A 25775-nucleotide genomic window follows, 5' to 3' on the forward strand; every position below is an offset into this window, starting at 1 on the left:
ATATCAGAGGTGCATTCCCGCAGGGGGTATCTTAAGGTCGAGGGGCTGACGACGTTTCACGAAAGGACGGAGCCATCATGATACGTACCCTGTTGGTCACCTCGGAGGGGGAATCCCTTGCGGGCGGTGAAGAGCTCATTGAACGCTGGCGCGCCGATGACGGTAGTCACATATGGATCGATATGCAGGGCGAGCCGATGGAGCGTGAGCGGTTGCTGCTGGAGACGTTCGAGTGCCACCCCATGGCCATCAACGACGCCCATCGCGACCGCCATCCGCCCAAGATCGAGGAGTTCGAGACCCATACCCTGATCATCTATCGTGGAATCTCCTCCTTTGATGCGGAACTCAATTATGCGCCGCAGCAGATGTGCTTTTTCATCAGCGATCGCTACCTGATCAGTCTCCACCCCGGCGAGGCGCTCAGCATCGAACGGCTGTTCGGAAATGAAGGCAACGCGCTACTGGGACGATCCCCCGAGCATGTGGCGCTCAAGATCATGTACATCTCCGCCGGCTTCTACCTCGACAGCCTGCTGGAGTTCGAGACCGAACTCAGCGATCTGGAAGATGAACTCCAGGAGGCCGGCACCGACAAGCTGATGCGTCGTATCATCAGCTACAAGTCACGGCTTGTGAAGATGCGGCGTATCTTCAACTATCACAAGGGCATCACTCAGGAACTGACCGCGTTCGATTATCACCATCTCTCGCGAGAGGAACCGGAGACGCTGCATGCCATCACGGATGTCTTCGAGCGTTTCGAGCGTCTCTATACGCTGACCCAGATGTACTATGATATCTGCGGTGACCTGATCGACGGCTACATTTCCATCTCGTCCCACCAACTCAATATCACCATGCGCGTGCTGACCGTCATCACGGCGATTTTCGTGCCCATGACGTTTCTGGCAGGCATCTATGGCATGAACTTCGAGCACATGCCGGAACTCGCTTTCCGCTATGGCTACTTCATTCTGCTCGGGGTCATGCTGATCATGGGGATCGGGCTGCTGTATGTCTTCCGGCGCAAAGGCTGGCTTTAGGACCTGCCGGGCTGAATGTCCGTATGACGGGGAGATAACCCCGGCTTATTGGTAGCATAGGCACGACACATCATCACGTGTTGGACAGGGTCCCGCTTTTCTATCTATACCTTTAATACGTGACAGGCACGCCGCCCATGCAGGTGGCGTGCGACCATGGCGTATGTCTTCAGCCGACGAGTCAGCCCATTCAGGCGTTGCGCAGGAAGAGCAGCGTGTCATCCGTCGGCATTCGAGTAGTCAAAAAGGAGGAGCGACCGTGACGAACGATAACCGTAAGCCCACCACCAACGATGCCGGGATCCCCGTTTCCAGCGATGAACATTCGATGACGGTAGGGCGCGATGGGCCGATCGTGCTCCATGATCATTACCTCATCGAGCAAATGGCGAATTTCAACCGTGAGCGGATCCCCGAGCGTCAGCCACACGCCAAGGGGGGCGGTGCCTTCGGTCATTTCGAAGTAACCAACGATGTCAGCAAGTATACCAAGGCGGCCGTTTTCCAGCCGGGCACCAAGACGGAGACGTTGCTTCGCTTCTCCACCGTGGCCGGTGAGAGGGGCAGCCCGGATACCTGGCGCGATCCGCGCGGCTTTGCACTGAAGTTCTATACGTCGGAAGGCAATTTCGACATGGTCGGCAACAACACGCCGGTCTTCTTCCTGCGCGATCCGATGAAGTTCCAGCACTTCATCCGTTCACAGAAGCGCCGGGCGGATACCAACCTGCGCGACCACGACATGCAGTGGGACTTCTGGACGCTCTCGCCTGAGTCCGCCCACCAGGTGACCTGGCTGATGGGGGATCGAGGTATTCCCAAGAGCTGGCGCCACATGAACGGCTATTCCAGCCATACCTACATGTGGGTCAACGCCTCGGGTGAGCGTTTCTGGGTCAAGTATCACTTCAAGACAGATCAGGGCATCCAGTGCCTCACTCAGGAAGAAGCCGACCGGCTCGCCGGGGAAGACGGCGATTACCACCAGCGCGATCTGTATAACGCCATCGAACGTGGTGATTACCCGAGCTGGACGCTGTACATGCAGGTCATGCCGTTCGAGGAAGCGGAAACCTATCGCTTCAACCCCTTCGATCTTACCAAGGTGTGGCCGCATGAAGACTATCCGCTGATCGAAGTCGGCCGACTGACGCTGGACCGCAATCCGACCGATTACCACACCGAGATCGAACAGGCCGCTTTCGAGCCCAACAACATGGTACCGGGCACCGGTGTCAGTCCCGACAAGATGTTGCTGGCGCGGGTGTTCTCCTATGCCGATGCGCATCGGGCTCGCCTGGGTGTGAACTACAAGCAGATCCCAGTCAATTCACCCAAAGTACCGGTGCATAGTTACAGCAAGGACGGCGCGATGCGGGTCCAGAACGTCTCCGACCCGGTCTATGCGCCCAACTCCAAGGGCGGGCCGCATGCCGATAGCGAAAGCTTCCCGGAAGCGGCCACCTGGAGCGCCAGCGGCGAGTTCGTGCGTGATGCCTATACCCTGCGCAAGGATGACGACGACTGGGGGCAGGCGCATACGCTCGTTCGTGAGGTGATGGACGATGCCCAACGCGACCGGCTGGTCTCCAACGTGTCGGGCCACCTCTCCGATGGCGTGAGTCAGCCCGTGCTCGAGCGTGCCTTCGAGTATTGGCGCAATATCGACAAGGAGGTCGGCGATCGCATCGCCGAGGCCGTCAAGAGCGGTAAGTAAACCACCCACCGGTCCGGCCCGTCATCGATACGGTGATGGGCCGGCCATCACTCCAGGCGCGCCTCCAGCGCCGTCAGATAATCCCTGATACGAGCGGCATTAGTACCGGCATCGCCACGTCCCAGTCGCGATGCGGAGCGCATGTCGACACGCACTTGCCCATCGTTGTCGGTCAGGCGAATGACCACATCATCCTCGAATCCGAACCAGGTCGTCGTGGCAGTGGCCTCGAGCGTGTCGTCGCCGGCCTGCGCTAGTGACCAGCCCCGGTCACGCATTTCGGCTTCCGCCGCCTCGCGCACGTTGTCGAGTGACGCATTCAAGACAATGGGGCCGATGTCGGGATAGGCCTCGAGTTGTTGCTGAGCCGTCTCTTCCCCCGGGTAGTCCACGGCATTGGGGGCGGCTTCTCGGGCCTCCGCGACGGCGTCGAACGCCGGCGGGTTCTCGGTATCGGTCGTAATGTCGTGAATGGGAGGGGCATCCTGGGCGCGTTGCCAGTGCAGCCAGGGCACGGCCAGGAGACCGAGGCAGGCGATGATCACCAGTCCGCTGGCCACGGCCGGCCGGGCACGCCGACAGATCACGGCGACAAGCAGGGCGATGATCGCCACTATGCCCGCACCGATCGCGAAATAGGCGCCACGACGCAGCATCTCGAAGGCGTCGCCCAACGCGACCCACTCCATCCGATAGGCCGGACCGGCCATGCCCATCAGCAGGGCAGCCAGTACAAGAAGCACGACCGCCAGCGTTCCCATGATCAAGGGGAATCGACCACCACGTTGTCTCGTTGCCATTGCCGTGCACTCCCGTCATCCACCATTCACATGTCCATGCTGTAGCGTAAACCACAGCGGCGAGGACGCCTATTGTCTTCCGAGAATGGTAGGTTATGCTCATTGGAACAAGGCGTTGCAATCAGAGGGATAGCGATGGACCCGTTCATGCAAGCGGCAATCGACGAGGCGCGACAGGGCCAGGAGGAGGGCGGGATTCCGATCGGCTCGGTAATCGTCCATGACGGACGGATCATCGGCCGCGGACACAACCGCCGCGTTCAACGGCAGAGTGCGACCCTGCACGCCGAGATGGATGCCTTCGAGAATGCCGGCCGTCAACCTGCCGCCGTCTATCGTGATGCGGTGCTCTATACCACGCTTTCCCCCTGCGCCATGTGCACCGGCGCGATCCTGCTCTACGGCATTCCGCGTGTCGTCATTGGCGAGAACCAAACCTTCATGGGCGAAGAAGCGTTGCTGAAAACGCGTGGCGTCTCGGTGGATGTCCTGCAGGATTCACAGTGCATCGAGATGATGGAAGCCTTCATCGCTGCCAAGCCCGAGTTGTGGAACGAAGATATTGGTGTCTAGCGCACAGGAGCTTTCCGATATGATTCACGATCCCACCGATCGCATTGCTCTCGATCCTCACACCCGGCGTGTGCAGATCCGGGCCGGCGAGACGCTGGTTGCAGATACACGACAGGCCATCGAGCTTCGTGAAACTGACTATCCTCCCCGGCAATATCTCCCCCGTGACGATGTGTCCATGGAACGGCTGGTCCGCTCGGAGACAGTCACTCACTGCCCCTTCAAGGGCGATGCCAGTTATTACAGTATTCAGCTCGATAATGGAGAAATGCTCTTCGATGTCGCCTGGAGTTACGAGCAACCGTTCGCTGCCATGGCGGCAATCGAAAACCGCATCGCATTTGATGCTACGCGTATCGAGGAGGTTGTGGGTAACAGAGCGTAAGCAAGGGACTGCCCAGCTTGGCAATGACGCTTCGTGTACATTTTTCTTCTGTTGAAGAAGGTGAATGTCAAACTTCCGAGGCGGGGGAGAATAGCTTGTAATAGTAACAATTGATGGCTACCCATTCGAGAAAACACTTGAGTGCCCCTGACCCAGAATTTAGGTCGTTACGGGTCAGGGCATGGCCACGTGCAGAGGTCAAGGTGTGTCTGCTGATGCCGTAAGCCGGTCAGAGTTTGTAGGGGTCCTCTGCCAAGCCCAGACCACAATGAAGGTTGTGAGCAGTAATGCACTCCCAAAAATAATCATGGCCTGTAACACTCCGTAGCGATCGGCCAAAATACCGCTCGCAATCACAGGAATAGAAAAACCAACATATGCATAGACAAAAAGTCCTGCGGATGCTCGAGCACGGTTTTCAGGTGCTCGTATAGAGAACTCCGATAACGCCGCCAGATAGCTAAATCCATAACTGGCCGCACTCGTGACAGCAGCCCCGACAAGCACTAGCAAAATCGAGTGACTCCAACTGCCGGCAAGTAATGCCGCATATCCGGTGGGGACCAGAAAGAAGCCGAGCCCGAGTGCTGTGGGGTTGCTTAGGCGTCTTGCTAGGGGCTGGCACAGGAAGCCGACGAAAATAGCAAGGAAAATCACTAAACCAGTCCAGTTGCCCAGACCATGCAGCTGTAGTTCCAAAGGAACGACTGCAATTGTCATTCCTGTGGCGGACCACGCTACCCCCATCGCGGCGCCATATGGCCAAGTGCTGGATGGAAATACGGGTAGTCGGAGTAGGGATACCTCTTTGGGGTCATCGCACCGTGGCAGTTTGGTGGCAAGGATCGCCAGCAGTGGAACAGCTACGAAGAGTAATGCGAAGCTAAAGGGAAAGAAGGTTTGCCCCTGTAGGGATAGGCTAATGCCTGTCGCCAAGGCCCCGCCTCCGAATCCCAACGTAGTCGAAGAGGTGATGATAAGGGCTGCACGCTTTACTTGGTGCTCCTCCATGATCTCAGTCATGTAGGCAGTACCAGCTGTTGTAGCCAGCCCAGTGCCAATTCCGAGGCAACATCTCGCTAGTACCAGCGAAACCCAGCCCGGTGCCACAACGAGTGCAAGAGTACCGAGGCCCCCGAGAATAAGAGCGATGATAACAGGGGGTCTGCGCCCTATCCTGTCTGACAGGCCGCCGATAAACATCAGTGTAGGCATTAACCCGGCGACATATGCTGCAAAAGACAATCGTCACAGCCGTTGCTCCCATCGAACTTTCAGCTGTATAGGCGCTATAGAGCGGAGCCTGAAGGTTGACCGCGAAGGTGACTGTGAAGAGGCACAATGAAAGCAGGATGACTGCAATGGATCGTGGCATCGGAAACCCTCCCTAGTTGCGAGCCTAAGGAAGTTTGTCACCGAATTTTTTCTGATACAATTTTTTTATTGTACTAATTACACTCAACCAAAGCATTCAGTGACCAAGATGCCAAAGATCCGTTACCTACAACTCGCTGACACCATTGCAACGAGGATTCACGAGGGGGATTTAGCGCCTGGAGAGAAGCTTCCCACTCATCGGCAATTTGCACAGGATCATGGAGTGGCCTTGGCAACTGCGACCCGCGCATATCGTGAGCTAGAAGATCGAGGCTTGATTGTCGGGGAGCACGGTAGGGGTGTTTTTGTTAAAGACCCTAGTGTTCCCCTAACTCTTGGCGTTGAGCAAACTGCCGCTGACGGCCTGGTGGATCTTGTATTCAACATGCCCGGGGCTGATTGTGATGTGGAGTTCTTGCGCTCCGGCCTTAAGCGTATAGCTGCGGCCGGGGATCTGGAAGCTATGCTGCGTTATCAGCCGCATGGCGGGCGGCCGCATGAGCGCAAGATCCTCGCCGATCACCTGGCAAAGACCTTGGGGGCGTTCTCCTGGGACCAGTTCCTGATCGTCTCCGGTGCCCAGCATGGGCTTTCAACTGTTGTGCTCGCGCTGTTCAAAACAGGCGAAGTCGTAGCTACTGATGCCCTGACATATACAGGTTTTAAGACAGTAGCTGCCTTGCACGGGCTCAACTTGACGGCGGTAGCCTCGAGCGAGGGCATGATGGATCCAGATGATCTCGATCGGCTGTGTCGATGTGGAAAAATCAGAGCCGTTTATCTGATGCCCACAGTCCATAATCCCCTCGGTACCGTGATGAGCGAGGAACGAAGGCGCCAGATCGTGGCGGTAGCCCGCAGGCATGATCTCATCATCATCGAAGATGCAGCCTATGCATTTCTTGAGCCTTGCCCTCCCGCGAGCCTTCTTGAGTTCGCACCGGAGAGAACCTTCCATGTCGGTGGCTTTTCGAAGAGCATTGGTACTGGCTTACGTCTCGGATATGTCATCGCTCCGAAGGACCATGTGGATGAGCTCTCACTTGCTATCAGAGCCACGACTTGGAATGTCCCAGCTATTATTTCGGCATTGATCATTGGCTGGATCGAAGACGGTACGCTTGAGAGGTCTGAGGAGAACCGACGGCGTGATGGGGCCTACCGACAGCAGATCTGTCGTGAGCACCTACAGGGTATTACGGTCATATCACACAGAAACGCAAGCTTTGCCTGGTTGCCACTCGACAGCAGGCAACGAGCCGAGCCGATTATCACCAGACTGATCGCCAAGGGTTTTGCGGTTTCAGGAGGAAGCGCTTTTGCTGTGACCGAGGCCGTACCGCAGGCCCTTCGCGTGGCGTTTGGTGGTGTGAAAGAGGATCAGCTCCGGAAGGCGCTTGACTGTGTTCGCGAGGAAATGCTCCGTGCCCAAGAGGATCTTTAAGTTGGTGGCGATATCAGACTGTGACTTTACCCCGGGGGGAGCGCGCTCGACTGCCACTCGACCTAGCCGATGTTGCTCGTCAGGCGGAATGGTAAGCTCTGGTCAAGGAAGCCGAGTCAGTGCTGCGATAGAGAACGTCTCTCTCATCATCCGAGACGCGGTTCTGTTTTTTGAAAGCCAATTTGTAGATGGACTTTCTCTGTAGTCTTGCTTGCTGGCCGTGAGACTGGCCCATGCTTCATGGCATCTCCTTGAGTGGAAGCGGGGCAAGGCGATCTATGACCATTGCATGTCGATGGTGGAGCCGGTATTTGGCAGCATCGCGTTTGATGCCACGCGTATCGAGGAGGTCGTGGGTCACAGAGAGTGACGAGAGGGTTTGCCTGCTAGTCGATATCGAACTTGGCTGATGGTCAACATTCAAGGAGGATGCGCCCATGGCATATACGGAGCATGATGTTGGCTCGCACGGACACAGTGGCGGGGATGACTCATGGTCGGCCCCTGATGATGGCGGCGCCGATACGGGGCCGATCGTACTGGGGCTGGTGCCGGCTCCCGAACTACCCGCCGAGTTGGCTGACAAGATCGCTGGTCAATTACCTGAATTGCTTGCCAATTACGTCGACAACCGATACGAGTGGAGTGTGCGCGTCGTTGTCGATCCGGTAACCGGAGGCGCGGAAGACTTCGCCTCCATCCTGGATAAGACCCGTGAGTATAAATCCTCCTACCGATGGGATTATGCCGTCTGCATTACCGACTTGCCGATCCGTAAGAGCGAACGGTATGTCGTCGCTGAAGCGAGCAAGGCCTATGGGGTCGGCTTGATTTCATTGCCGACGTTCGGCGCCACATCCAAACGACGTCGTCTGCGGGAAGCCATTCTGCAGCTGGTCAACGAGATGCGCCACGGCAGTTCGGAAGCGGCGCGTACACGTCAGGAGCGGCAGACGGAAAAGTCCGACAAGGTGGACGTCAGTCTGCGTGGCAAGGGCGCATGGAAGCTGTTTGGACGACATGTGTATGAAGTCCTGTTTCCCATTCGGCGTATCTCTTACACGGATAGTCAGGGCCCGATCGATGTGCGTTTCATCGCAGATTCCCGGATCAATGGCAATCTGCGCATCCTGACGGGCATGGTACGGGCCAACCGTCCCTGGAAAATATTCCCGGCATTCAAGAGCATCATTGCGGTGGCATTTGCCACGGGTGCCTACGGGCTCATGTTTCCCACACTATGGCAACTCAGCGACCATTATGGTGGTTGGCGGCTGATTGCATTGATGTCAGTTGCGTTGGTCGCGATGGTGGCATGGATCATCGTTGCCCATGGCTTGTGGGAAAGGGTCGGCAAAGCCTCCTCACCGTATATCGCCGGACTCTATAATGTCGTCACTATCCTGACCCTCATGGCTGGCGTCATCTTTTACTACGCGATTCTGCTGATGCTTTTCAGTCTGGCAGTACTCGTTTTCATTCCCGCCGATATGCTGGAATCGGAGCTGGGCAGCCGCGTGGGAATCGACAACTATTTCGTCCTGGCCTGGCTCGCGACCTCCATTGCCACGATTGTCGGCGCCATCGGTGCCGGTCTCGAGGATGAAGAAACGGTGCGTAATGCAACGTATGGGTATCGGCAGAAACAACGTAATGAAGAGGCCAGGCGAACCGCTCAGGAGGAAATGCGACAGGATGGATAACCGGTCGGACACGGTAGCGGCGATTTTAGTCATTTATGGAATCAAGGAACACCTGAATCCGGTCAAGGCTCAGCTCTCCGAGGTCATTCACGGATGCATGCAGTCCGTGCTCGGCATGCCGGAAGACAAGCGTGCCATCGTTTCATCCCGCTGGATGCGGAGGATTTTTATTACCCGGGCGGCAGAACACCAGCCTACACTGTCATTGAGATCAACATGATCCAGGGTCGCGCTCCCGAGACCCAGAAAGCTTTGATCAAGGAGCTCTTCAGCAAGATTGAGTCCGTGGTTGGCATATCATCCGTGGATACAGGTCGCTTAAGTACGTTCCCGGCCTGGCGGCCGTCCACCGGACGCCCCTGACGGGATGCCGCTAAACACAAGCGTTGGGTGGATCTTGCTCTCGTCGATATCTCCAGAAGCGCCGCGTGTGCCATGGGAGAACACTGTATGAGTCAGAAGAAAGACATTGATTACCAAGCGGTTACCGCGCGCCAAAAGGAGGTCTGGGCCACAGGCGACTTTCACGAGATCGCACGGCAGAACATCGTCATGGCCGAAGCCCTCTGTGCGGCGGTAGATCCCCACGGAGGCAATCGAGTGCTGGACATCGCCTGCGGAAGTGGAACTGCAGCACTGGTCGCCGCACGGAGGTACTGCGAAGTTGCGGGTGTTGATTACGTTCCGACACTGGTTGAACGGGCCAAGCGTCGAGCTGCCGCCGAGGGCTTCGATGTGGACTTCCGTGTGGCCGACGCACAGGCCTTGCCGTTCCAGGACGCAAGCTTCGACGTAATACTATCCGTCTACGGCGTGCAGTTCGCCCCGGATCAGGAGCGAGCGGCGTCGGAGATGCTGCGGGTCTGTCGCCCGGATGGCAGGATCGGCCTAGCCACGCCGATATCGAAAGGCTGGAGCGGAGACTTCTTCGCCACGATTGCAAAGTACATGCCCCCGCCGCCCGGTATCAATCCGCCGTTGCGTTGGGGTACCGAGGCCGGCCTCGACGAGCTGCTCGGAGCCGGCACGAGTTCCATCGACAGCGAGGAGTGTACGGCCCTGCAGTACTACCGATCCGTTGACCACGCGGTCGACGTATTTCTCAACTATTTCGGCCCAGCTATCCGCGCGTCCAGTGCGTCCAGTGAGAAAGCCCGCGACAGTCTCCGTAGAGACCTGCATGAGGTGTTTAGCCGCTACAACCGCGCGTTGGACGGCACGGCAGTTGTCGAAAACCGATACCTCCTGACGGTAGCCACCCGTGCCTAGGCGTGGAAAGAAATGGTTCTAGAACATTGACTCAGATGATCCGCCCAACAAACGCATGCAGCCGACGGCTGAACGTGGCGGCTGATGCGTACCGTTATGTCCTAAAGCAGATGCCCCTCAGGCAACATACGACGGCGAAGGAATGCTGAATAGTTTGCAGGACGTTCGTCTTTACGTACGTACCCAAAGGCGTACAATTGGTAGAAAGTTGAACACGCAAGAGGTGCGTCATGACCGGAATTACAGCAACCGAGGCGCGCAGCAACCTATATCGGTTGATTGACGAGACCGCCGAGTCTCACCAGCCAATTGTCATCATGGGTAAGCGGAACAAGGCCGTCCTGGTTTCCGAGGAAGACTGGTCTGCAATTCAGGAAACACTTTACCTGCTCTCCGTACCAGGTATGCGGGAGTCTATTCGTGAGGGGATGGAAACCTCTGTGGATGAATGCGATGAGGAGCTGGACTGGTGACATGGAAGTTGGTTTACACCAAACAAGCTCAGAAAGATGCAAAGAAGTTGGCCTCCAGCGGCCTCAAACCAAAAGCTCAGGAACTGTTAGCGCTGATAGCGGACGATCCATACCGCAAGCCGCCTCCGTTTGAGAAGCTCATTGGTGACCTTGCGGGTGCCTATTCACGCCGCATCAATATTCAGCATCGTCTGGTTTACCAGGTGCTCGACGACGAGCGGGTGGTGAAAGTTATCAGGCTCTGGAGCCACTACGAATAATACAGAACCAGCCGATGTTGCCGGACAATTTTCCCACCGCTGCGCGGTTCCAAAATTGCCGCAAAGCTCCGCGTTAGCCACAAAAAGGTATTTCTGTATGTCTTCACCGCAAGTTGGGGTCGGTGTTCTAATCATTCAGAACGGATGTGTACTTCTTGGAAATAGTCAGTGTCTGTCGTGAGGGTTTTACCCGATTCCTCTCCCAGAAAACCGACTTGAGGAAATTCACGGCGAATTTCAGTGATGATGGCTTGTTCTGCACGTAAGTCGTAGTGTGTGACGAAGTCAGAGGCGCCTTTGTACTGGAAGTCGATGTCGTCATCACCCTGGAAGCCTTCCCTCAGAATGCGCCCGGCGACACGTGCCGCCTGCTTGACCACTTCGGCCAGAGCTATCTCGCGTTCATTGAGCATGCTGCCTCCTGGTAACGACATGAGGGGGTCAATGCCATGGTAGCAGCGGAAGTGTGGCGGTTTGATAACAGGGAGAAGGACTGGATCGCTTTGAGTGGAAGCGGGGCAAGGCGATCTATAGCCATTGAAGGTCGATGGTGGAACTGGCGTTTGGCAGCATTTGTCCCACGAGGCGATTGCACACCTTCAGCGAAGGGACAGGGCTAGTAGCTATACTGCTTTCTGCACCACCTTGAAAAGCTGGCAATTTGAGAGTGCGTTCAGGAGGTCGAGAGGATGCCGGAGCTCTACTTGATGCGCCATGCCAAGGCGAAGCAGGCTCGTGGCGACATGACCGATCACCAACGGCCGCTGAGTCGGCGCGGCGAGAGGCAGGCGGCGGCCATGGCCCAAGCCCTGCGAGGGTGGAACGCCCTGTCAGGCGAGATCCTCGTCAGCAGTGCGCAGCGCACGCGCGAGACGCTGGAGGGAGTGGAAGCCCAGCTGTCCGAGACCCTGACCGAGCGAGCCGCTTTCCACGATACCCTCTACACCTTCGACAAGCAGCCGCTACTCGAATGGTTACGTGAACGTCCGGCTGAAGTCGAGCGGGTGCTGATCATCGGCCATAACCCGGCGTTGGAGACGCTCGCGCGCTGGCTCTGCCGCGACGCTCCGGAGTCGCTGCCGACTGGTGGCATGCTGCACATATCACTGCCTGACGTCCCCTGGCAGTTGCTGGAGAAGCACAGCGCCGAGCAGGTCAGCCGCCTGGTACCTGCCGAAGCAAGCCATGCGCTCTTCAAGAAACAGACACCCAAGGCACCCGATCTCGACGAGGCCAGTCTCTCCCAACGAATCCTCGGCCTGCTGAACCACTATTACCGGCGGGTCAGAGCTCTGGAGCCCGGGGTGATCGCCGGTCTCGATCCCGAGTTCCTGCACCAGTATCGCGTCAATCTGCGCCGCAGTCGCGCGATCGGCGAGTCGTTGCAGGCCACCACCAAGGTGCCCGGCCTGAAGAAGGCGCTCAAGCGGCTAAAGCGACGCGCTCAGGCCACTAGCGACCTGCGCGACCTGGACGTGTTCCTGGAGAGTCTGAGGCAGACACCGCCGCCGCTGGCGGAACACGTCCGCAACGATCTCGTTGACTGGCTGAATGCCCAGGCGGAGGAACGACATGCGATGCTGTGTCGACAGTTGGCGGAGCCCGACTACGCCGAGGACATGCGGCGTTGGGAAGATGTTCTCGCGTCCAAGAAACTGAGCAAAGCGCTGCGTAAGCTCAAGTCGGCACGCGTGGAGGCGGTGCTGGCCGATCGTATCGCGCGCCACGATTGCGATCTGGGGGCGCTCACCCTCGAATCCGATGACGCTGCCTTCCACGAGCTGCGCAAGACGGTCAAGCGCATCCGCTATCTGGCTGAGTTGGATCCCGTCCGTAACAAGGCATTCCTGGCGGGCCTGAAGCGGCGCCAGACCCTGCTCGGTGACCTGCAGGACATGTGCACCCGCCAGGCCTGGGTCCAGGCCTTCATCGATGCCGCCGGTGAGGCGTCCGAGCGGCGTCAAGCCTGTGCCGACTGGCTGGCCGCGCTGGAGGCGGAGAAGCAGGCGCTACGCGAGGAGATCATCGCGCTGGAGCCGCTGGCCAGAGCAGAGGAGTCTCTTGAGCACTGACCAGCCTATGGATCGCATCTGATTGACACTTCCCCGTGTTCGAGAGAGGCTAAAGAGAGCGCCGCATAGGCGTCCCCGTCCGCGGAAAGGGCTGCGCCCATCGTTTCACATCGATGTTTCCATACGACTCCCAGCCTGGCTGGCGGACACAGGCGCATGGAGGGAATCGTATGACGACGCCCCGGTCTGACGCCACGTCACACGGCCGTTTCAACCTCGAACAGCAGCGCAAGCGCGCCAAGGAACTACTCAAGGCAGCGCGAGCTGACGATCCGGACGCCCTGGTGCGGATCCTCCGCCACATCCCGCCGCGTGAGACGCCCTTGCGACTCACCGATACCCAGTTCGTAATTGCGCGCGAATGCGGCTTCCCCAGTTGGCCCAGGCTCAAGGCGCATATCGAATCGCTGGATGTCTCGCGGCGCCTGGCTGCCGATCGCGGCGACCGTGATATGGCCACCCTGCATATTCGCTGTGGATCGGATATCGAGCATACCCTGCGTACCGCCGGCTTCATCGGGGATTTCCTGGAGTTCTCCGACCCCTTCTGTATCGGTCCGCTGCGTGACCTGCCTCCCAATGAACTGTTGCGCCTGCGCGCCGGTTTTCTTGCGGAAGTTTCCGGCATGGCCGAGCGAGATGCCCTGGCGCGGCTGCGCAAAAGCTACGAGACATTGAACGGTCTGGATCGCTACGAGCGGGTAGTACTGTGGTTCGAACATGACAGTTACGACCAACTGCTGCTGGCCTTCCTGTTGCACCACCTGCATGCAAACACGCCCACGGCCAGAATTGAGCTGGTAGCGGTGGAGGCGATACCCGGCGTGGAGCGCTTCATCGGCATCGGCCAACTCGCCCCTGACCTGTTGGCCTGGCTATGGCGACAGCGCAGGTCAGTGGAGGTGCCTTTGCTTGAGCTGGGAACGCAAGCCTGGGCGGCGCTAACGGCCGAGCGCCCCGAACCCTTGGAAGCGCTGGTCAACACCGGTACGCCGGCCCTGCCGATGATGGGCAAGGCGCTCGAACGCCATCTGCAGGAACTGCCAGAACCAGACACCGGCCTCGGCCTGACCGAACGCCTCACGCTCGAGATCGTACGCGATCACGGCCCCTTACCAGTCGGCAAGGCGTTTTCCTACCTGATGCGCGAGTACGAACCGTTACCCTACCTGGGCGACCTGATGTTCTGGTGGTTGATCCAGCCGTTGGTCACGGCACCGCAACCGGCGCTCGACATCACTGATACCCACTTGGAATGGCCCCACCGCCGACTTGCCTTGATGGACCTGGGCAGGGAAGTGCTCGCAGGGCGACGTAATTGGCTGGCGTATGCTCCCGGCGCGCGATGGGTGGGCGGTATTCGAATTTAAATGCTATGGCTGCCTGGTAGATACACCTTACAAGTTCAGCAGCGCCGCGATGAAGCAGCCGCAAGCGACTGTCGAGGCGACCGTGCGCACATGGTTCCAAAAGGTCCACGCCTTCAGGTAGCGCCTCCAGACGTCGTCTGCATCGCCATCGCCAGTTGCCTTGGCTCTCGCCAGTTCGTTGTTGAGAGGCACGTTGCCGAGCAGGGTGACACCGAACATGCCGGCGACGTAGATCACACCGCCAAACAGCATCGGCACCGCCCCCGGCTCGCTCCAGCGCAGCAGGGAGAGAGCCGCGAGCACCGCGCCGACAATCGTCGTGCCGAAGAACAGCGGCATAAACAGCGAGCCGAGGATCACCTTGTTGATCTCGTTCATGGCGGCCATACCAGCGCCCGGGTCGATACGACCGAGCGCCTTCATGATGAAGGCCGAAAAGGCGAAGTAGAGTCCGGCGATGAGACCACAGCCGATGGCGGAAAACCAAAGCAGCAACGACAGCATGGCACTTGCCTCCCTCAAGTTATGGGTGTCGCCCCGTCAGCTCGCGGCCTCTTGCTTGGCCATGCTCGCTGGATCCATCCAACCATTTTCTTCTAGTCGGACGGGATATGATGATTTCGACAGTCCAGGCAAGGATGGCCTGGCATTGGCCGGGTGTGTGGCAGAAGCAGGCATCGCTTTCTTACGCTCCGAGCGTCGCGTCTCAGACTTTCCGCAATAATGTCCAAGTCTTCCCTTGAGGTTCGGCATAAGCTATCTCTGTAAGGTGTTCAGGGAGGTGTGGCATGACGAAAACATCCAGCCGGTTCGACTACTTCAAGAGTCGACAAATACCCGAACTCACGGTGCTCCAGGCGGCGCTGAGCGATTTCAGCTACGATCGTCATGCCCATGAGGAGTACGCCTTCGGCGTGACCCTTGCCGGACGGCAGGATTTCTTCAGTGGCGGGCAGTTTCATCGCAGCCCGCCCGGTAACGTCATCCAGTTCAATCCCGAGCAAGTGTACGATGGGCACCCGGGCGACGACAGCACGCTGGGGTATGTGATGATCTACGTGCCCACCTCCCAGCTCGAGGCATCGTTCGCCGATGCGGCGGGATGCGAGCGGGCCGCCCGATTCAGGGCCAGCGAAACCCTGCTGGCGGACCCCGAGCTACGCCAGGCCATTCTCGAGCTGGCGCATCTGGTGACCCACCAGGCGGGCACCCGCATCGATCAGGAGCACGCCTTGCATCGCATGGCAACGCGCCTGGTGCAGCGTGCCGGCCAGTTCCAGCCCGACGGTAGAATGAGCCGGCCAGATGCACTGCTGCTGCGCGCCAAGGAGTACATTCTCGCGCATCTGGAGGCGGATCTGTCGCTGGACGAGGTCAGCCAAGCGGCGCATCTCTCGAAGTATCACTTCTTGCGCCTGTTCCGTCAGCAGTTCGGCATCACGCCGCACCAGTACATATTGAGTTGCCGGGCCAATGCCGCGCGTAGCGCCCTAGAGGCCGGCCTGGCGCCAAGCGAAGCGGCCTTCCGCTACGGCTTTACCGACCTCAGCCATTTCAACCGCCGCTTCAAGCGCATCTACGGCAAGACGCCGTACCAGTACCAGCGCAGCGTCACCCAGTAATCCAAGGCACTACCCATGTTAGAGATCGTCGCCTATGCCCTGGGCGTCATGTACACGCCTGGGCCAGTGAACCTGCTCGGCCTGAATGCCGGGCTCAATGGACAGGCCAGAACCTCGCTGGGGTTTTACTTCGGGGTGGGGCTGGCCATGTTGTTACTGTTCGTGGTGTTTGGCTGGGCCGGTGCGGCCTGGGTGCGCGGCGATATGCTTGCCATTATTGGGGCGGTGGGCTGCGGGTATATCTTCTATCTTGCCATCAAGATCGCCAGATCAAGCATCGACCTGGGCACCGCACGGCAAGCGCCGCGTGTACTTCGCTTGCGTGATGGCCTGATCATGCAGCTCTGCAACCCCAAGGGCGTGGTAGCGACACTACCGATCGCGACGATCCAATTTCCTGCCGTAGGCATCCACGGCATCAGCCTGATGCTCTGGTCGCTTGGGCTGGCTGCGTTGGCGGTCGGGGCGCCCGGCAGTTATGCGCTGGTGGGTGCCGTTGTAGGGCAACGAATCGAAAACCCGGCAATTCTCAAAGCGTTCAGTCTGGCGATGGCAGTACTACTGGTGGGTGTTTCCCTATCGATCGGTTACGAGCACGTTTGGCTGCCTCTCTCGAGGGGCGCCGGTTGAAGGGTGACTTCGCCGAGGCGGTCGACGGCGGCGGCCAGCTTTTCGTCGATAAATACAATACCCTATAGAAGCTGTATAGCAGCCTGATGGGTGGCTTGTTGGATGCTATGCACAACCATGGCAACTGCCTAGAACCAGAACTTGTCGAAGAGTACAGCTATGCCGCCTACAATGAATGCCCCCGCTGTACTGACTACGAAGCCCAGATAAACCCAAACCATGATATGCTTTAGCCACGTTGGAGCCTCCTCGATGGCGCGTACGCGATCAGGTCTGCCAGCGAAGGGCCACTTGCGCTGATAGCGTCTGCGGCGCATCAAGATGGTCATGCCGTACCATGCGAATAGCCCCCCCGCTAGAGGAAATACTTTGAACATGGCAGGGGTCTTTTGGGGATCGTTTTTCTTGTACATCAGGGGCGCAAAGTGGTGGTCGGCTCTATCCACGACAAAGGGTGTTAACCCAATCGCAACCAGTACCAAGACAAATGCAATCGCAAACAATGACATTCCCATGACTGCCAGCGGCCCCAATATATCCAGCCGCTCAATCGTCATGAGGCACCTGATCATCGTGTGTTACATTGAAGACGATCTCTCCCAGTGTGGAACCCAGTGCTCCACCGCCTTCCATCCCCGCATAGGCGCCTGTGCCACCGACCACGATGGCGCAGCCCAGGGTGGCCGGTGTGATACCGGTGGCCAAACAGACAGTGCCAGACAGTCCACCGCCCCAACCTCCTGCGCTTCGGCCGATTAACGCAGCGTATTCGATTAGCCTGACTCGACGACACGCCTCGCTAGTTGCTGCCTGGCGGCAGGCGCTTTCGACCTTCAGGCTAGTGGATGTGTAATCGAGGCCGATAGCGAGATAATTGGCATAGCTGAGCGGCTTGACGATCCGGCTCGCGCTACGGATGGCATCCGAGATCGTCGGTACGCGAAAAGCGGGTAATCCTTCCATGGCTTGTCGGACAGAATGAACGGCCTGTTCGGCTTTTACGCCGATAGCGTTCTTCAGGTCCTTGGCCATTTCGGGCATTTCGAAAGGCTGGTCGACCCAACTGGCTGCCTGGTCGCCAAGCCGACGAAGCGTAGCCTTGCCTTGCTCGGCAATACGTCCGCCCCTTTCATCGGCAAGCCGGGCCAGTTCATCCAGGGCTTCCTCGGTAGCATGTTTCAACTGACCGAGGCCGCTTGAGCCGGCCCCTAACGAGGTAGAAGCACTGTCCATCATCTCGCTGGCTTGCTCCAGCTCGGCAAGCGCGCCCCAACTGTTGATCATTACCTGGGCCTGGTCGGGCTCGAGTGTCTGGAGGACGGCTCTGGCCAGATACGCTTGGCTCTGCAAGGCCTCTTCTGCCTCCGTGCACTGCCTATTGTCGGGATCGCTGAGCACGACCAGCGAGCCTGGCAGCACGTAGTCCCCAAGGTGGCGGTTGAGATGCTCGAACATGGCGTCCACGTCCGGGCGAGGCGTGCCGAATAGGCGCTGCTTGATCTCGTCGCGGGTGCCCGGCGAGCGCACGACGTGAAAGCCCGGCTCGATATCGCTTTCCTTAGCGGTCGACTTTTCGCCTTCACGCGCTCGTGACGTTTCCTCGTTGATCCGGTCGATCTCGGCCTGTAGTTCGGCTTTCGGATCATCCACCTGGCGGAATCGCAGCCCATTTCCCAGCGAGACCGTGGAAGGCGCGCCGGTCACTACCGTTGAGTCGGTGATGATATAGCCACCACAGGACGTGGCGCTGCCGTTGATGGCGACCGGGGCATCTTCGACCTGATACCACGCCAGCCCTGTCGTGATGGTGGCACCACACGAGGTGCGGTCGCCGACACGTGCCATCGGCACGTCATCCACGAACACCGTCTTGGCGCCCGTGACAATGGAATGAGGCCCACCCTTGCAGTTACAGACGACCTTGTCGCCGATCTTGCCGACATCCATGTGACATTCCTTTCACTGAATCCATGTGAAGGAAGAACCCTACCAAGCTTTACCAATACCCTGTATAGGAAAAAACCGACAATTCCTCATGAAGTCAGTCTTGGATTTACCATCTTTCTCTATCCTGCCTCCGCCTGACGCCCTGCCTGTTACACGCTGAACTGCGACGAACTATTTATCCGCCATGCTCGGCACGGCGCCCGCGCACGAGCTTACCGAGACTCGCGACGTCGCATCCCGGTGCGATTGATTGCGTAGATAGTCAAGGCGTCAACAGGCCTTCGGCGATCGACTCGTCGAGGCGGTCGACGGCGGCGGCCAGCTTCTCGTCGATAACATGGAGATATTCCGTCCAGTCGTCGACGTGGCGCAGTTCCGTCTTGCCGTCCGAGATGCCGCGCAGGACGACAAGCGGTACGTCGAAGTGCATGCAGGCGCGCAGGCAGGCATAGCTTTCCATGTCCACCATGTCGGCGGCGATGGCGTCATAAGCCGAGCCCGAGACGATATTGGCGCCGGTCGACAGCGAGGCCTCACGAATGCCGGGAATGCGCAAGGGCAGCGGAAGGGTCGCCGGAAGGTCGAGAAAGGGCGTGGTACCCTTTTCGAAGCCCAGCGGCGTGGCGTCCATGTCGCGGTAGGCGACGGAGGTCGCCTGATAGATTTCGGTCTGTTCGAGCACCCGACTACCGGCCGATCCCAGCGATACCACCAGATCAGGCAGACGCTCATGCCGGTCGAGGGCGGCGAGGGCCGCAGTGAGTTCAACGGCCGCCTCGACGGGGCCCACGCCGGTCATGAAAGGATCGAAACGTTTCTTGAGATGCGGGCCGTACTCGACGTCAGCCGCCATCACGAAAAGGATGTTGCGGCCGCCCAGTACCGTTAGCTTGGCCTGATTGAAGGCATCGGTCTGGGCGTCACGGGGACGGGGCTGCTTCATCGACGCTACCTGCCTTGCCATGGATCATCTTGCGCCAGTGTACCATCTAGCTCGTCCTCGATGGCGAGGCGTTCGTGCGCTGCTCCACGTCCTGCCCGAAGCGGTTCGATACGGCCGCCTACTCCTCCAGTGTGATTCGACGCAGGGTGTAGTCGCCACCCTGGTTTGCAAGCACAAAGCCCTCGAAAGGGTCGAGTAGGCCATCGTCCTGCACGCGTAGCAGACGTTGGTCACCTACGTGAACCTGCATCTGTCCGTTCTCGTCACGGGTCCAGACGATGCTATGGAACCGGCCGTCCTCGAGGTCGAGCCTGCCCTGGTGCCGGGCTACCACCTCGGCATTTCCGGACGTCAGCCTGATCAGGCTTAGCCCCGGGCGCGAGCCGGAAGAGTACACCAGCCGATAGCCAGTGCCCTGCGGCTGGTTACCCTGGAAGACCCCCAGTTCCAGGCTGCCAGGACGCTGCCGAGAGGCGAGTTCTAGTTCCATCCGGAAGGCGTTGTCGACGGGTGCATTAACGAAGATGCGCGCCGGTTCCCCGGGGGCGGGCTCCTCGCCGGCGGATTCCTCGTCTCGTTCCAGGTTGCCCGTCTGGTTGAGGATCAGCTCCAGCATGGCCAGACCGACCTCCTCCGGTCGGTCGGAGCCGAGTCTGGGTGATTCGCGATCGGGCGTCCGTTGGGTTTCCACGATGCTGCGTAGTCCGTCCTCATCGACCTCGAAGTCGCCGCTGAGCACCGTCCAGGAAGGATTGCGCCGATAATCGTCGTCGCTGAAGTCGTCCTGCAGTACGACCCGAGACGAGGCGTCGGGTGTTGGCTCGGAGGATGTTGCCTCCTCTTCGCTATCGGTCTGACGCAGGCGTCTCAGTAGGTCAGCCGATGCTTGGCCGTCGCGTTCGATGTCCACATCAGCTTGATATTCGCGTATCGCGTCGCGGGTACGGGCTCCCATTAAGCCATCCACCGGGCCGGCGTCATAGCCAAGCCGATTGAGCTCGCGCTGTATCTCTGCCACGCCTTCCCGATCTGACAGGGTTTCGATGTCGGGCCGCGATGGCGTTGTTGGCTCTGAAGTAGTTTCCTCTTCCGACGATTCTCCCGGTTGCCACTCACGTGCCGCCTGCTGCGCCTCGGCGATTTGTTCCGTCGTCATGCGCTCGGCCAGTGAATCACGCGCTTCGGTGGCATGACTGTGACCGCGGGCTGCGGCCAGGTTGTACCACTTGTGTGCCTGCACGAAATCCTGGGCAGTCCCGTTGCCGGCTTCGTGCATACGGCCCAGCATGTACTGGGCGTCGGCATCGTCGCTTCTGGCCGCGTCGCCGAATTCTTGCAGAGCCTGGCGGTACTCCTGGCGTTCATAGTGGTGCATGGCATCGTCGTAATCGGCGTTGGCCAGTCCGACGAAGCCAAAGAGCATAAGACTGAGGACGAGTCTTTGAGTGATCATTGTCATGCCTCTGGTCTATAGATTTGTCATCAGCATAGGTGAGATGCGTGATTATGCAGACTATAGTTGAGCCTCGTTCGATCCCGAGATGAGCCCGATAGATCAGGATGGCAGAGGGGGAGAGCGGTCAGGTCTTCCAGTCCACCGGGGCGCGAGGGTCGGGCTCGTAGGCGAAGTAGGTACCGGTGCGTATCGTTCGTTCCAGGTGCTCGCCGAGACTCGGATGATGCCGGGCGATTCGCTCGAGGGCGTAACGCAGCGAACGGGTGGTGCTGGTGCGTGCACGCTCCACGCCGTTACCGACGGTCCGGGCGCGGCCGTTCAAGCCGACGCCGCGGCGAAGCTCGTCGACGAGGAACTGGCGATCGGCACGCGCAAGTTCCGCGCGGTGAAAGTCGTTGTTGGCCTCGGCCTCCGCGATGTCCTCTTCCGTCTCGGCGAGCCGCTGCCGGTAAGCCTCACGGGCCTTCGAGTCGAACACCTCCAAGCCGCATTGCGCATCGACGTGAGGTGCATCCGAAGCGGTCCCGACGGGGAGTGCCCCGCGCTCCACCGATACAAGGTCGAGGACGTGGAATTCCCGGCCGGGTTCCGCCAGCAGGCGTTCCAGGTACCGCATGCCCTTGAGATCTTTCAAGTGAACGGTGGTACCGCGGAAGGTTGCCGTTCGCATATCCCCTTCACGGCAGAAGACGCAACGCTCGGGTTCGGTATCCTGCCGCGAGGGCGTCACCGGGACCTGTTCGCGAGCCAGTTCGGCCCAGGGCGCGGCGTTGAGCTCCTCAAGCGCTCGACAGGCGGCGTCGAGCTCCAACTCGGCCGCCTTGTCGTCGCCTGCCGCACGGTGTGCTGCTGCGAGTTCGACGCGCAGATTCGCTGCCTCGAACGGCATTCGCAGCGAGACCCATTCCATGACGGCCTCGCTCAGCAGCCGGATCGCTTCGCTTCCTTGCCCGTCGTGCAGTGCCAGGCGTCCCTTCGCGGCGAGGGCCGAGTTCTGCAAGGTGCGGCTGCGGTACATCCGGGCGATTTCCGCGAGGTCCGCTGCGGCGGCACGCGCGCTGTCTTCGTCTCCGGCCGCCAGTGAGATCACCACCTGGGCGTCGCGCAGAGGCGCCCGTTGCAGGCCCCCTGAAGGCGGGCGCTCCTTCGACGGCACATCAAACGGGTGCTCGAGCGCGCTCTTGATCATCGACAAGGCTTCATCGACTCGCCCCTGGGCCAGCCGTAACAAGGCCAGTCCCGGCTGTGGGAGCCAGGCATTCTGATGTGCCGCGAGAAACGCCTCTTCGGCACCGGCGAAATCGCCTTTGCGTAGCCGCGCATTGCCGAGTTCGGTCAGCGGCCAACCGTATTCCCGCCGCATCCACGGACGCAGCTCTTCACAGGCCCGCAATGCTTCCTGTTCAGCGGCGTCGCAGGGTCCGCGCAGTCGCATGATCTCTGCCTGGTGGACCCGGCAGCGGCCGTGAAGGCCCCCGAATGCCGCCCCCTGGCGCCAGCGTTCCATGGCTTCGGTCCACTCTTCGGCGCGGTCGTGCTGACCGATCCACTGCATCGCACAGATGAGCTCGCACCACATCTGGCCCGTGGTGAGCGGATCGAGATTGCCGGCGCTCAGTTCCACGGCAACATCGTCCAGCTCACTCAGCCCTTCATCGAGCTCACCGTCATGGATGTGGACCCTGGCCAGAGCCACCTGGCCAATGATCGATGGCGGAACCAGTCCGTGCCGTTGTCCGCCATCCATAGCCCGTCTGGCCCATTGCCCGGTCCCCGGCATATCGCCACACATCAGACGTTCATAGGTGCGCACGGCAGCAAGCCATGCCCAGACCGGGCTGTCGGGTGCGTCTGCCACCAGGCGTTCCGCCCGCGACAGCCAGGCGCGCACGGTGGCCATCAGGCCCGTATCCATCATCAGGTACATGCCCACCATGACCGCAGCGAACGCCGCCTCGTGAGTACGGCCGTCTGCCAGGTGCAGGTGGTAGAGATCGCCATAGGCGGCCAGCGTTCCTTCCAGATCGCCGGCCCCATACGCTGCCTGGGCGCGCAGCTCCAACAGGTCGGGTGAGAGGGGCGCGGACGACAGCCCGGCGAGCAGTTTCTGCGCCCGGACGAAGTCGCCGGCGTCGAGGGCAGCGCGAATCGGCAACAGCTCCGCTTCCGTCATCGCTCACTCCCCTTTGTTGCGGTTGTAACAAGGATTGTTACGCCCTTTGAGTAGGTGCCCAGCGTACCTACCCGAAAACAAATCCAAGAGAGGAGCATTTTGACATGAGTGAAACGCTTTATGACAGGCTCGGCGGCCAATCAGGCATCGACAAGCTCTGTAATCGCATTGTCGAGCTTCATCTTGAAAACGAAGTGGTCAGTCCCCGATATCGAGCCCTCGATCAAGAGGCAATAGACCATGCCCGCGAGAAGGTGAAGGAGTTCATCGCGGCCGGTACCGGCGGGCCCGTTGAGTACACCGGCCGGTCGATGATCGAGACGCACACCGGGATGAACGTCAGTGCGGCTGAATTCCTAGCCGTCGTCGACGATATCATGCAGGCCATGAAGGAGATGGAATACCCGGAGCCGGTCTGCAACGAAATCCTGGGTATTTCTTATTCGCTCAAGAATGAGATCGTTCACCTATAGGTCGAAGGCAGACCCTTTACCCGCTCGTAGCGAAGGCGGGATCGGGGGCTGGGTATTGCAGACGCCCGGCCCCCTGTTTGCCCATTGTTCGTTTCGCCACCACTAGGTGGCGCATCAAAGTGATAGGAGAAAATGATGAATAGCGCTATCTATAGCGGAAGTTGCTTTTGCGGCGCCGTTCAACTAACCGTCAGTGGTGAGCCAGTGGCCATGGGCTATTGCCACTGCGAGTCCTGCCGACGCTGGTCAGCCGGACCCGTGAATGCCTTCACTCTGTGGGATCCTGACTCGGTACAAATCACGCAAGGCGCTGATAACATTGGCACTTATAACAAGACCGAAAATAGCTATCGCAAATGGTGCAAAACTTGCGGTGGACACATTCTAACCGAGCATCCGGGCATGGGATTGATCGATGTGTACGCGGCGGTTATTCCCGGCTTCCCTTACCAACCCGGTATTCATGTCCACTATCAGGAAACGAAGCTACGAATAAAGGATGGGCTACCCAAGCAGAAAGACGTTCCGAAGGAAATGGGGGGTTTGGGGGAAAGCTTGGCGGAGTGAATCCCGAAGGAGCGCTGATCCCGATCGGCTTGCTCCTCATCTGGGCCCCCGCCCCTCAACAGAACACCATATGCAGGGAAGCCAGCACCGGTATTGTCTGAGACCCATGGGTAGGATCGATGCCTACGCGCTGGGTATCAACCCGGTCGTCATTTTCACTACCATGAAACGCTGCTACGAATAAGGGATGGATTAACTAAGCAGAAAGACATCCCGCAGAACATGGGGACTGCTAAAGCACTGGTCTTGGATCTCAGGATAGGGAACTATGACGCGCGTAAAGATTTGCTGTATCAGTTCAATTGAAGAGGCACGTATTGCTGTGCGGGAAGGCGCCTCGGCGCTGGGTCTGGTCTCACAAATGCCCAGCGGCCCGGGCGTGGTCACGGAAGACTTGATCGCGGAGATTGCCGCCACGGTCCCCCCATCAGTGGGCACCTTCCTCCTTACCAGCCGAACCGAGCCGGCTGACATCATCGCTCAGCAAAAACGCTGCCGCGTCAATACGATTCAGATATGCGACCGCCTTGCGCCCGGTGCGCACGACTTTCTGCGGGAGTCGCTACCTGGGGTGTCGCTCGTACAGGTCGTGCACGTTAATGACGAGTCGTCCGTCGAAGAGGCGTTGGAAGTCAGCCGCGTCGTCGACGCGATCCTGCTGGATTCGGGTAACCAATCCCTGCCGGTCAAGGAACTCGGCGGTACAGGGCGAACACACGATTGGGCACTGAGTAAAAGGATCGTTCAAAGCGTGGACGTACCGGTTTTTCTGGCCGGCGGCCTACACGCAGGAAACGTCAGTGAAGCGATTCGTGCGGTCGAGCCATTCGGTGTTGACCTCTGCACAGGCGTACGTACCGAGGAATCACTCGATCCCAGGAAACTCAGCGCCTTTATGGAAGCTGTAAGAAGCGTTGCCTAACCGCGTTCCGCTTCGCTCCATGCGGGAGGTCAATTGAAGCGAACAACCTTCACGGATGATGACATCGTTGAGCCAGCGCATGGCGCAGGCCAATAAAAAGTACTAATCTGGCTTAATATAAGACATGAAGACACACAGACCGTACGCAAGGGATTGTTTATCCATGGTCACTTCAGGCACCTGTATCTCTACTCACCTGCACGTTCAGACTGATGCCTGCCCGACAAGGCAAACGTCAGCGATCGCTTCTGCGATAGCGAGAGATCTATCCAAAGCCGACATGCTGGAAAAGCCAGGAGGGAGCTTGAGCCGTGTTATATAGCAAGCACGATCATCGGTGTTATGCAGCCTACATATACTTAATTCGCTTGTATTTCAAAAGGTTAGCTTGTTAAAGCGTGCAGTATAACAATGTTAAACGCGCTGGCGCGTTCAAGTTGATAAACAAGCGGGCTAGCTAATACCTGTTGAACTAAACCGCTTCGCGGTAGCTGTCGTCGCGTCACGTCTTTTGCCTGATCGCACCACACTGATCATTGGCCCACGTGGGTCA

At 59.0% G+C, this 25775-nt stretch carries 27 protein-coding genes; 18 read left to right on the forward strand and 9 right to left on the reverse strand.

The window, feature by feature from the left end:
• Positions 1-77 precede the first annotated feature (77 nt).
• Positions 78-1046 (forward strand): magnesium transporter CorA family protein, encoded by a 969-nt coding sequence (locus BLW01_RS09505; protein ID WP_092569272.1) that lies wholly within the window; start codon positions 78-80, stop codon positions 1044-1046.
• Positions 1047-1305: 259 nt separating this feature from the next.
• The gene (locus tag BLW01_RS09510; RefSeq protein ID WP_229806319.1) at positions 1306-2763 is read left to right on the forward strand and encodes a catalase; all 1458 of its coding nucleotides are present in this window, start codon (positions 1306-1308) and stop codon (positions 2761-2763) included.
• 47 nt (positions 2764-2810) lie between these two features.
• Here BLW01_RS09510 and BLW01_RS09515 read toward each other — a convergent pair whose 3' ends face one another.
• Positions 2811-3563: a DUF1499 domain-containing protein gene (locus BLW01_RS09515; RefSeq protein WP_092569274.1), complete on the reverse strand. Its 753-nt coding sequence runs from the start codon at positions 3561-3563 to the stop codon at positions 2811-2813.
• 135 nt (positions 3564-3698) lie between these two features.
• Here BLW01_RS09515 and BLW01_RS09520 point away from each other — a divergent pair, with 135 nt between their 5' ends.
• Together BLW01_RS09520 and BLW01_RS09525 are read left to right on the forward strand one after the other, a co-directional pair.
• Positions 3699-4136: a nucleoside deaminase gene (locus BLW01_RS09520; protein ID WP_092569275.1), complete on the forward strand. Its 438-nt coding sequence runs from the start codon at positions 3699-3701 to the stop codon at positions 4134-4136.
• A gap of 19 nt (positions 4137-4155) precedes the next feature.
• Positions 4156-4521, forward strand: coding sequence for a DUF427 domain-containing protein (locus BLW01_RS09525; RefSeq protein ID WP_092569276.1), 366 nt, complete (start codon positions 4156-4158; stop codon positions 4519-4521).
• Positions 4522-4719: 198 nt separating this feature from the next.
• On the opposite strand, the gene BLW01_RS09530 is transcribed toward BLW01_RS09525, so the two are convergent.
• Positions 4720-5766 (reverse strand): MFS transporter, encoded by a 1047-nt coding sequence (locus BLW01_RS09530; protein WP_268244644.1) that lies wholly within the window; start codon positions 5764-5766, stop codon positions 4720-4722.
• 238 nt (positions 5767-6004) lie between these two features.
• On the opposite strand from BLW01_RS09530, the gene BLW01_RS09535 reads away from it, so the two are divergent.
• The 7 genes from BLW01_RS09535 to BLW01_RS09560 all read left to right on the forward strand — a co-directional run bounded on the left by BLW01_RS09535 (position 6005) and on the right by BLW01_RS09560 (position 11047).
• Positions 6005-7342: an aminotransferase-like domain-containing protein gene (locus BLW01_RS09535; protein ID WP_092569277.1), complete on the forward strand. Its 1338-nt coding sequence runs from the start codon at positions 6005-6007 to the stop codon at positions 7340-7342.
• A gap of 437 nt (positions 7343-7779) precedes the next feature.
• On the forward strand, positions 7780-9045 hold the full coding sequence (locus BLW01_RS09540; RefSeq protein WP_092569278.1) for an MFS transporter: 1266 nt from the start codon (positions 7780-7782) through the stop codon (positions 9043-9045).
• On the forward strand, positions 9038-9265 hold the full coding sequence (locus BLW01_RS18695; protein WP_229806368.1) for a hypothetical protein: 228 nt from the start codon (positions 9038-9040) through the stop codon (positions 9263-9265). Before BLW01_RS09540 ends, BLW01_RS18695 begins: the two co-directional genes overlap by 8 nt.
• Entirely contained in the window at positions 9196-9408 is a 213-nt protein-coding gene (locus BLW01_RS18700) for a tautomerase family protein (RefSeq protein ID WP_229806361.1), read from the forward strand. Before BLW01_RS18695 ends, BLW01_RS18700 begins: the two co-directional genes overlap by 70 nt.
• An 87-nt stretch (positions 9409-9495) precedes the next feature.
• Positions 9496-10314, forward strand: coding sequence for a class I SAM-dependent methyltransferase (locus BLW01_RS09550; protein ID WP_092569279.1), 819 nt, complete (start codon positions 9496-9498; stop codon positions 10312-10314).
• A gap of 230 nt (positions 10315-10544) precedes the next feature.
• A complete protein-coding gene (locus BLW01_RS09555) occupies positions 10545-10787 on the forward strand; it encodes a type II toxin-antitoxin system Phd/YefM family antitoxin (protein ID WP_087720986.1) in 243 nt (80 codons plus the stop codon).
• A complete protein-coding gene (locus BLW01_RS09560; RefSeq protein WP_092569280.1) occupies positions 10784-11047 on the forward strand; it encodes a Txe/YoeB family addiction module toxin in 264 nt (87 codons plus the stop codon). The genes BLW01_RS09555 and BLW01_RS09560 overlap by 4 nt, the downstream gene beginning before the upstream one ends.
• Positions 11048-11178: 131 nt before the next feature.
• Here BLW01_RS09560 and BLW01_RS09565 read toward each other — a convergent pair whose 3' ends face one another.
• Positions 11179-11460: an inositol monophosphatase family protein gene (locus BLW01_RS09565; protein ID WP_175529807.1), complete on the reverse strand. Its 282-nt coding sequence runs from the start codon at positions 11458-11460 to the stop codon at positions 11179-11181.
• Positions 11461-11736: 276 nt separating this feature from the next.
• Between BLW01_RS09565 and BLW01_RS09570 the strand changes: the two genes are divergently transcribed.
• On the forward strand, positions 11737-13119 hold the full coding sequence (locus BLW01_RS09570; protein WP_092569282.1) for a CHAD domain-containing protein: 1383 nt from the start codon (positions 11737-11739) through the stop codon (positions 13117-13119).
• Positions 13120-13289: 170 nt separating this feature from the next.
• On the forward strand, positions 13290-14489 hold the full coding sequence (locus BLW01_RS09575; RefSeq protein WP_092569283.1) for a DUF1835 domain-containing protein: 1200 nt from the start codon (positions 13290-13292) through the stop codon (positions 14487-14489).
• Between the two features lie 27 nt (positions 14490-14516).
• Here the strand turns inward: BLW01_RS09575 and BLW01_RS09580 are convergent, their stop codons facing one another.
• Positions 14517-14993, reverse strand: a complete 477-nt coding sequence (locus tag BLW01_RS09580; protein ID WP_092569284.1) for an anthrone oxygenase family protein — start codon at positions 14991-14993, stop codon at positions 14517-14519.
• A gap of 284 nt (positions 14994-15277) precedes the next feature.
• Here BLW01_RS09580 and BLW01_RS09585 point away from each other — a divergent pair, with 284 nt between their 5' ends.
• Entirely contained in the window at positions 15278-16111 is an 834-nt protein-coding gene (locus BLW01_RS09585; RefSeq protein WP_092569285.1) for an AraC family transcriptional regulator, read from the forward strand.
• Between the two features lie 15 nt (positions 16112-16126).
• The gene (locus BLW01_RS09590; protein WP_092569286.1) at positions 16127-16741 is read left to right on the forward strand and encodes a LysE family translocator; all 615 of its coding nucleotides are present in this window, start codon (positions 16127-16129) and stop codon (positions 16739-16741) included.
• 128 nt (positions 16742-16869) lie between these two features.
• On the opposite strand, the gene BLW01_RS09595 is transcribed toward BLW01_RS09590, so the two are convergent.
• From BLW01_RS09595 to BLW01_RS09615, 5 genes are all read right to left on the reverse strand, one after another.
• A complete protein-coding gene (locus BLW01_RS09595; RefSeq protein WP_092569287.1) occupies positions 16870-17298 on the reverse strand; it encodes a hypothetical protein in 429 nt (142 codons plus the stop codon).
• Positions 17288-18688, reverse strand: coding sequence for a PAAR domain-containing protein (locus BLW01_RS09600; RefSeq protein WP_092569288.1), 1401 nt, complete (start codon positions 18686-18688; stop codon positions 17288-17290). The genes BLW01_RS09595 and BLW01_RS09600 overlap by 11 nt, the downstream gene beginning before the upstream one ends.
• A gap of 262 nt (positions 18689-18950) precedes the next feature.
• Positions 18951-19631 carry a 5'-methylthioadenosine/S-adenosylhomocysteine nucleosidase gene (locus tag BLW01_RS09605; RefSeq protein WP_092569289.1) on the reverse strand — a complete coding sequence of 227 codons (681 nt, stop codon included), beginning with the start codon at positions 19629-19631 and terminating at the stop codon, positions 18951-18953.
• Positions 19632-19749: 118 nt separating this feature from the next.
• Positions 19750-21084, reverse strand: a complete 1335-nt coding sequence (locus tag BLW01_RS09610; protein ID WP_175529808.1) for a peptidoglycan-binding protein — start codon at positions 21082-21084, stop codon at positions 19750-19752.
• Between the two features lie 127 nt (positions 21085-21211).
• Positions 21212-23149: an ATP-binding protein gene (locus BLW01_RS09615; protein WP_217635508.1), complete on the reverse strand. Its 1938-nt coding sequence runs from the start codon at positions 23147-23149 to the stop codon at positions 21212-21214.
• Positions 23150-23364: 215 nt separating this feature from the next.
• Here BLW01_RS09615 and BLW01_RS09620 point away from each other — a divergent pair, with 215 nt between their 5' ends.
• From BLW01_RS09620 to BLW01_RS09630, 3 genes are all read left to right on the forward strand, one after another.
• Entirely contained in the window at positions 23365-23733 is a 369-nt protein-coding gene (locus BLW01_RS09620) for a group I truncated hemoglobin (protein WP_092569292.1), read from the forward strand.
• A gap of 135 nt (positions 23734-23868) precedes the next feature.
• Positions 23869-24300 carry a GFA family protein gene (locus BLW01_RS09625; protein WP_229806320.1) on the forward strand — a complete coding sequence of 144 codons (432 nt, stop codon included), beginning with the start codon at positions 23869-23871 and terminating at the stop codon, positions 24298-24300.
• Between the two features lie 268 nt (positions 24301-24568).
• Entirely contained in the window at positions 24569-25222 is a 654-nt protein-coding gene (locus BLW01_RS09630; RefSeq protein WP_092569294.1) for a phosphoribosylanthranilate isomerase, read from the forward strand.
• Positions 25223-25775: the final 553 nt, after the last annotated feature.

This window comes from Aidingimonas halophila (genome assembly GCF_900106955.1).
In the GTDB taxonomy this organism is placed as follows: domain Bacteria; phylum Pseudomonadota; class Gammaproteobacteria; order Pseudomonadales; family Halomonadaceae; genus Aidingimonas; species Aidingimonas halophila.

Bases quoted from the DNA above. Each gene is read 5' to 3' on its own strand.
- BLW01_RS09520 (WP_092569275.1), top strand. From the start codon at position 3,699: ATGGACCCGTTCATGCAAGCGGCAATCGACGAGGCGCGACAGGGCCAG.
- BLW01_RS09575 (WP_092569283.1), top strand. From the start codon at position 13,290: ATGACGACGCCCCGGTCTGACGCCACGTCACACGGCCGTTTCAACCTC.
- BLW01_RS09535 (WP_092569277.1), top strand. From the start codon at position 6,005: ATGCCAAAGATCCGTTACCTACAACTCGCTGACACCATTGCAACGAGG.
- BLW01_RS09590 (WP_092569286.1), top strand. From the start codon at position 16,127: ATGTTAGAGATCGTCGCCTATGCCCTGGGCGTCATGTACACGCCTGGG.
- BLW01_RS09580 (WP_092569284.1), bottom strand. From the start codon at position 14,993: ATGCTGTCGTTGCTGCTTTGGTTTTCCGCCATCGGCTGTGGTCTCATC.
- BLW01_RS18695 (WP_229806368.1), top strand. From the start codon at position 9,038: ATGGATAACCGGTCGGACACGGTAGCGGCGATTTTAGTCATTTATGGA.
- BLW01_RS09595 (WP_092569287.1), bottom strand. From the start codon at position 17,298: ATGACGATTGAGCGGCTGGATATATTGGGGCCGCTGGCAGTCATGGGA.
- BLW01_RS09540 (WP_092569278.1), top strand. From the start codon at position 7,780: ATGGCATATACGGAGCATGATGTTGGCTCGCACGGACACAGTGGCGGG.
- BLW01_RS09600 (WP_092569288.1), bottom strand. From the start codon at position 18,688: ATGGATGTCGGCAAGATCGGCGACAAGGTCGTCTGTAACTGCAAGGGT.
- BLW01_RS09610 (WP_175529808.1), bottom strand. From the start codon at position 21,084: ATGATCACTCAAAGACTCGTCCTCAGTCTTATGCTCTTTGGCTTCGTC.
- BLW01_RS09565 (WP_175529807.1), bottom strand. From the start codon at position 11,460: ATGCTCAATGAACGCGAGATAGCTCTGGCCGAAGTGGTCAAGCAGGCG.
- BLW01_RS09550 (WP_092569279.1), top strand. From the start codon at position 9,496: ATGAGTCAGAAGAAAGACATTGATTACCAAGCGGTTACCGCGCGCCAA.
- BLW01_RS09630 (WP_092569294.1), top strand. From the start codon at position 24,569: ATGACGCGCGTAAAGATTTGCTGTATCAGTTCAATTGAAGAGGCACGT.
- BLW01_RS09570 (WP_092569282.1), top strand. From the start codon at position 11,737: ATGCCGGAGCTCTACTTGATGCGCCATGCCAAGGCGAAGCAGGCTCGT.
- BLW01_RS09515 (WP_092569274.1), bottom strand. From the start codon at position 3,563: ATGGCAACGAGACAACGTGGTGGTCGATTCCCCTTGATCATGGGAACG.
- BLW01_RS09585 (WP_092569285.1), top strand. From the start codon at position 15,278: ATGACGAAAACATCCAGCCGGTTCGACTACTTCAAGAGTCGACAAATA.
- BLW01_RS09625 (WP_229806320.1), top strand. From the start codon at position 23,869: ATGAATAGCGCTATCTATAGCGGAAGTTGCTTTTGCGGCGCCGTTCAA.
- BLW01_RS09505 (WP_092569272.1), top strand. From the start codon at position 78: ATGATACGTACCCTGTTGGTCACCTCGGAGGGGGAATCCCTTGCGGGC.
- BLW01_RS09620 (WP_092569292.1), top strand. From the start codon at position 23,365: ATGAGTGAAACGCTTTATGACAGGCTCGGCGGCCAATCAGGCATCGAC.
- BLW01_RS09605 (WP_092569289.1), bottom strand. From the start codon at position 19,631: ATGAAGCAGCCCCGTCCCCGTGACGCCCAGACCGATGCCTTCAATCAG.
- BLW01_RS09525 (WP_092569276.1), top strand. From the start codon at position 4,156: ATGATTCACGATCCCACCGATCGCATTGCTCTCGATCCTCACACCCGG.
- BLW01_RS09555 (WP_087720986.1), top strand. From the start codon at position 10,545: ATGACCGGAATTACAGCAACCGAGGCGCGCAGCAACCTATATCGGTTG.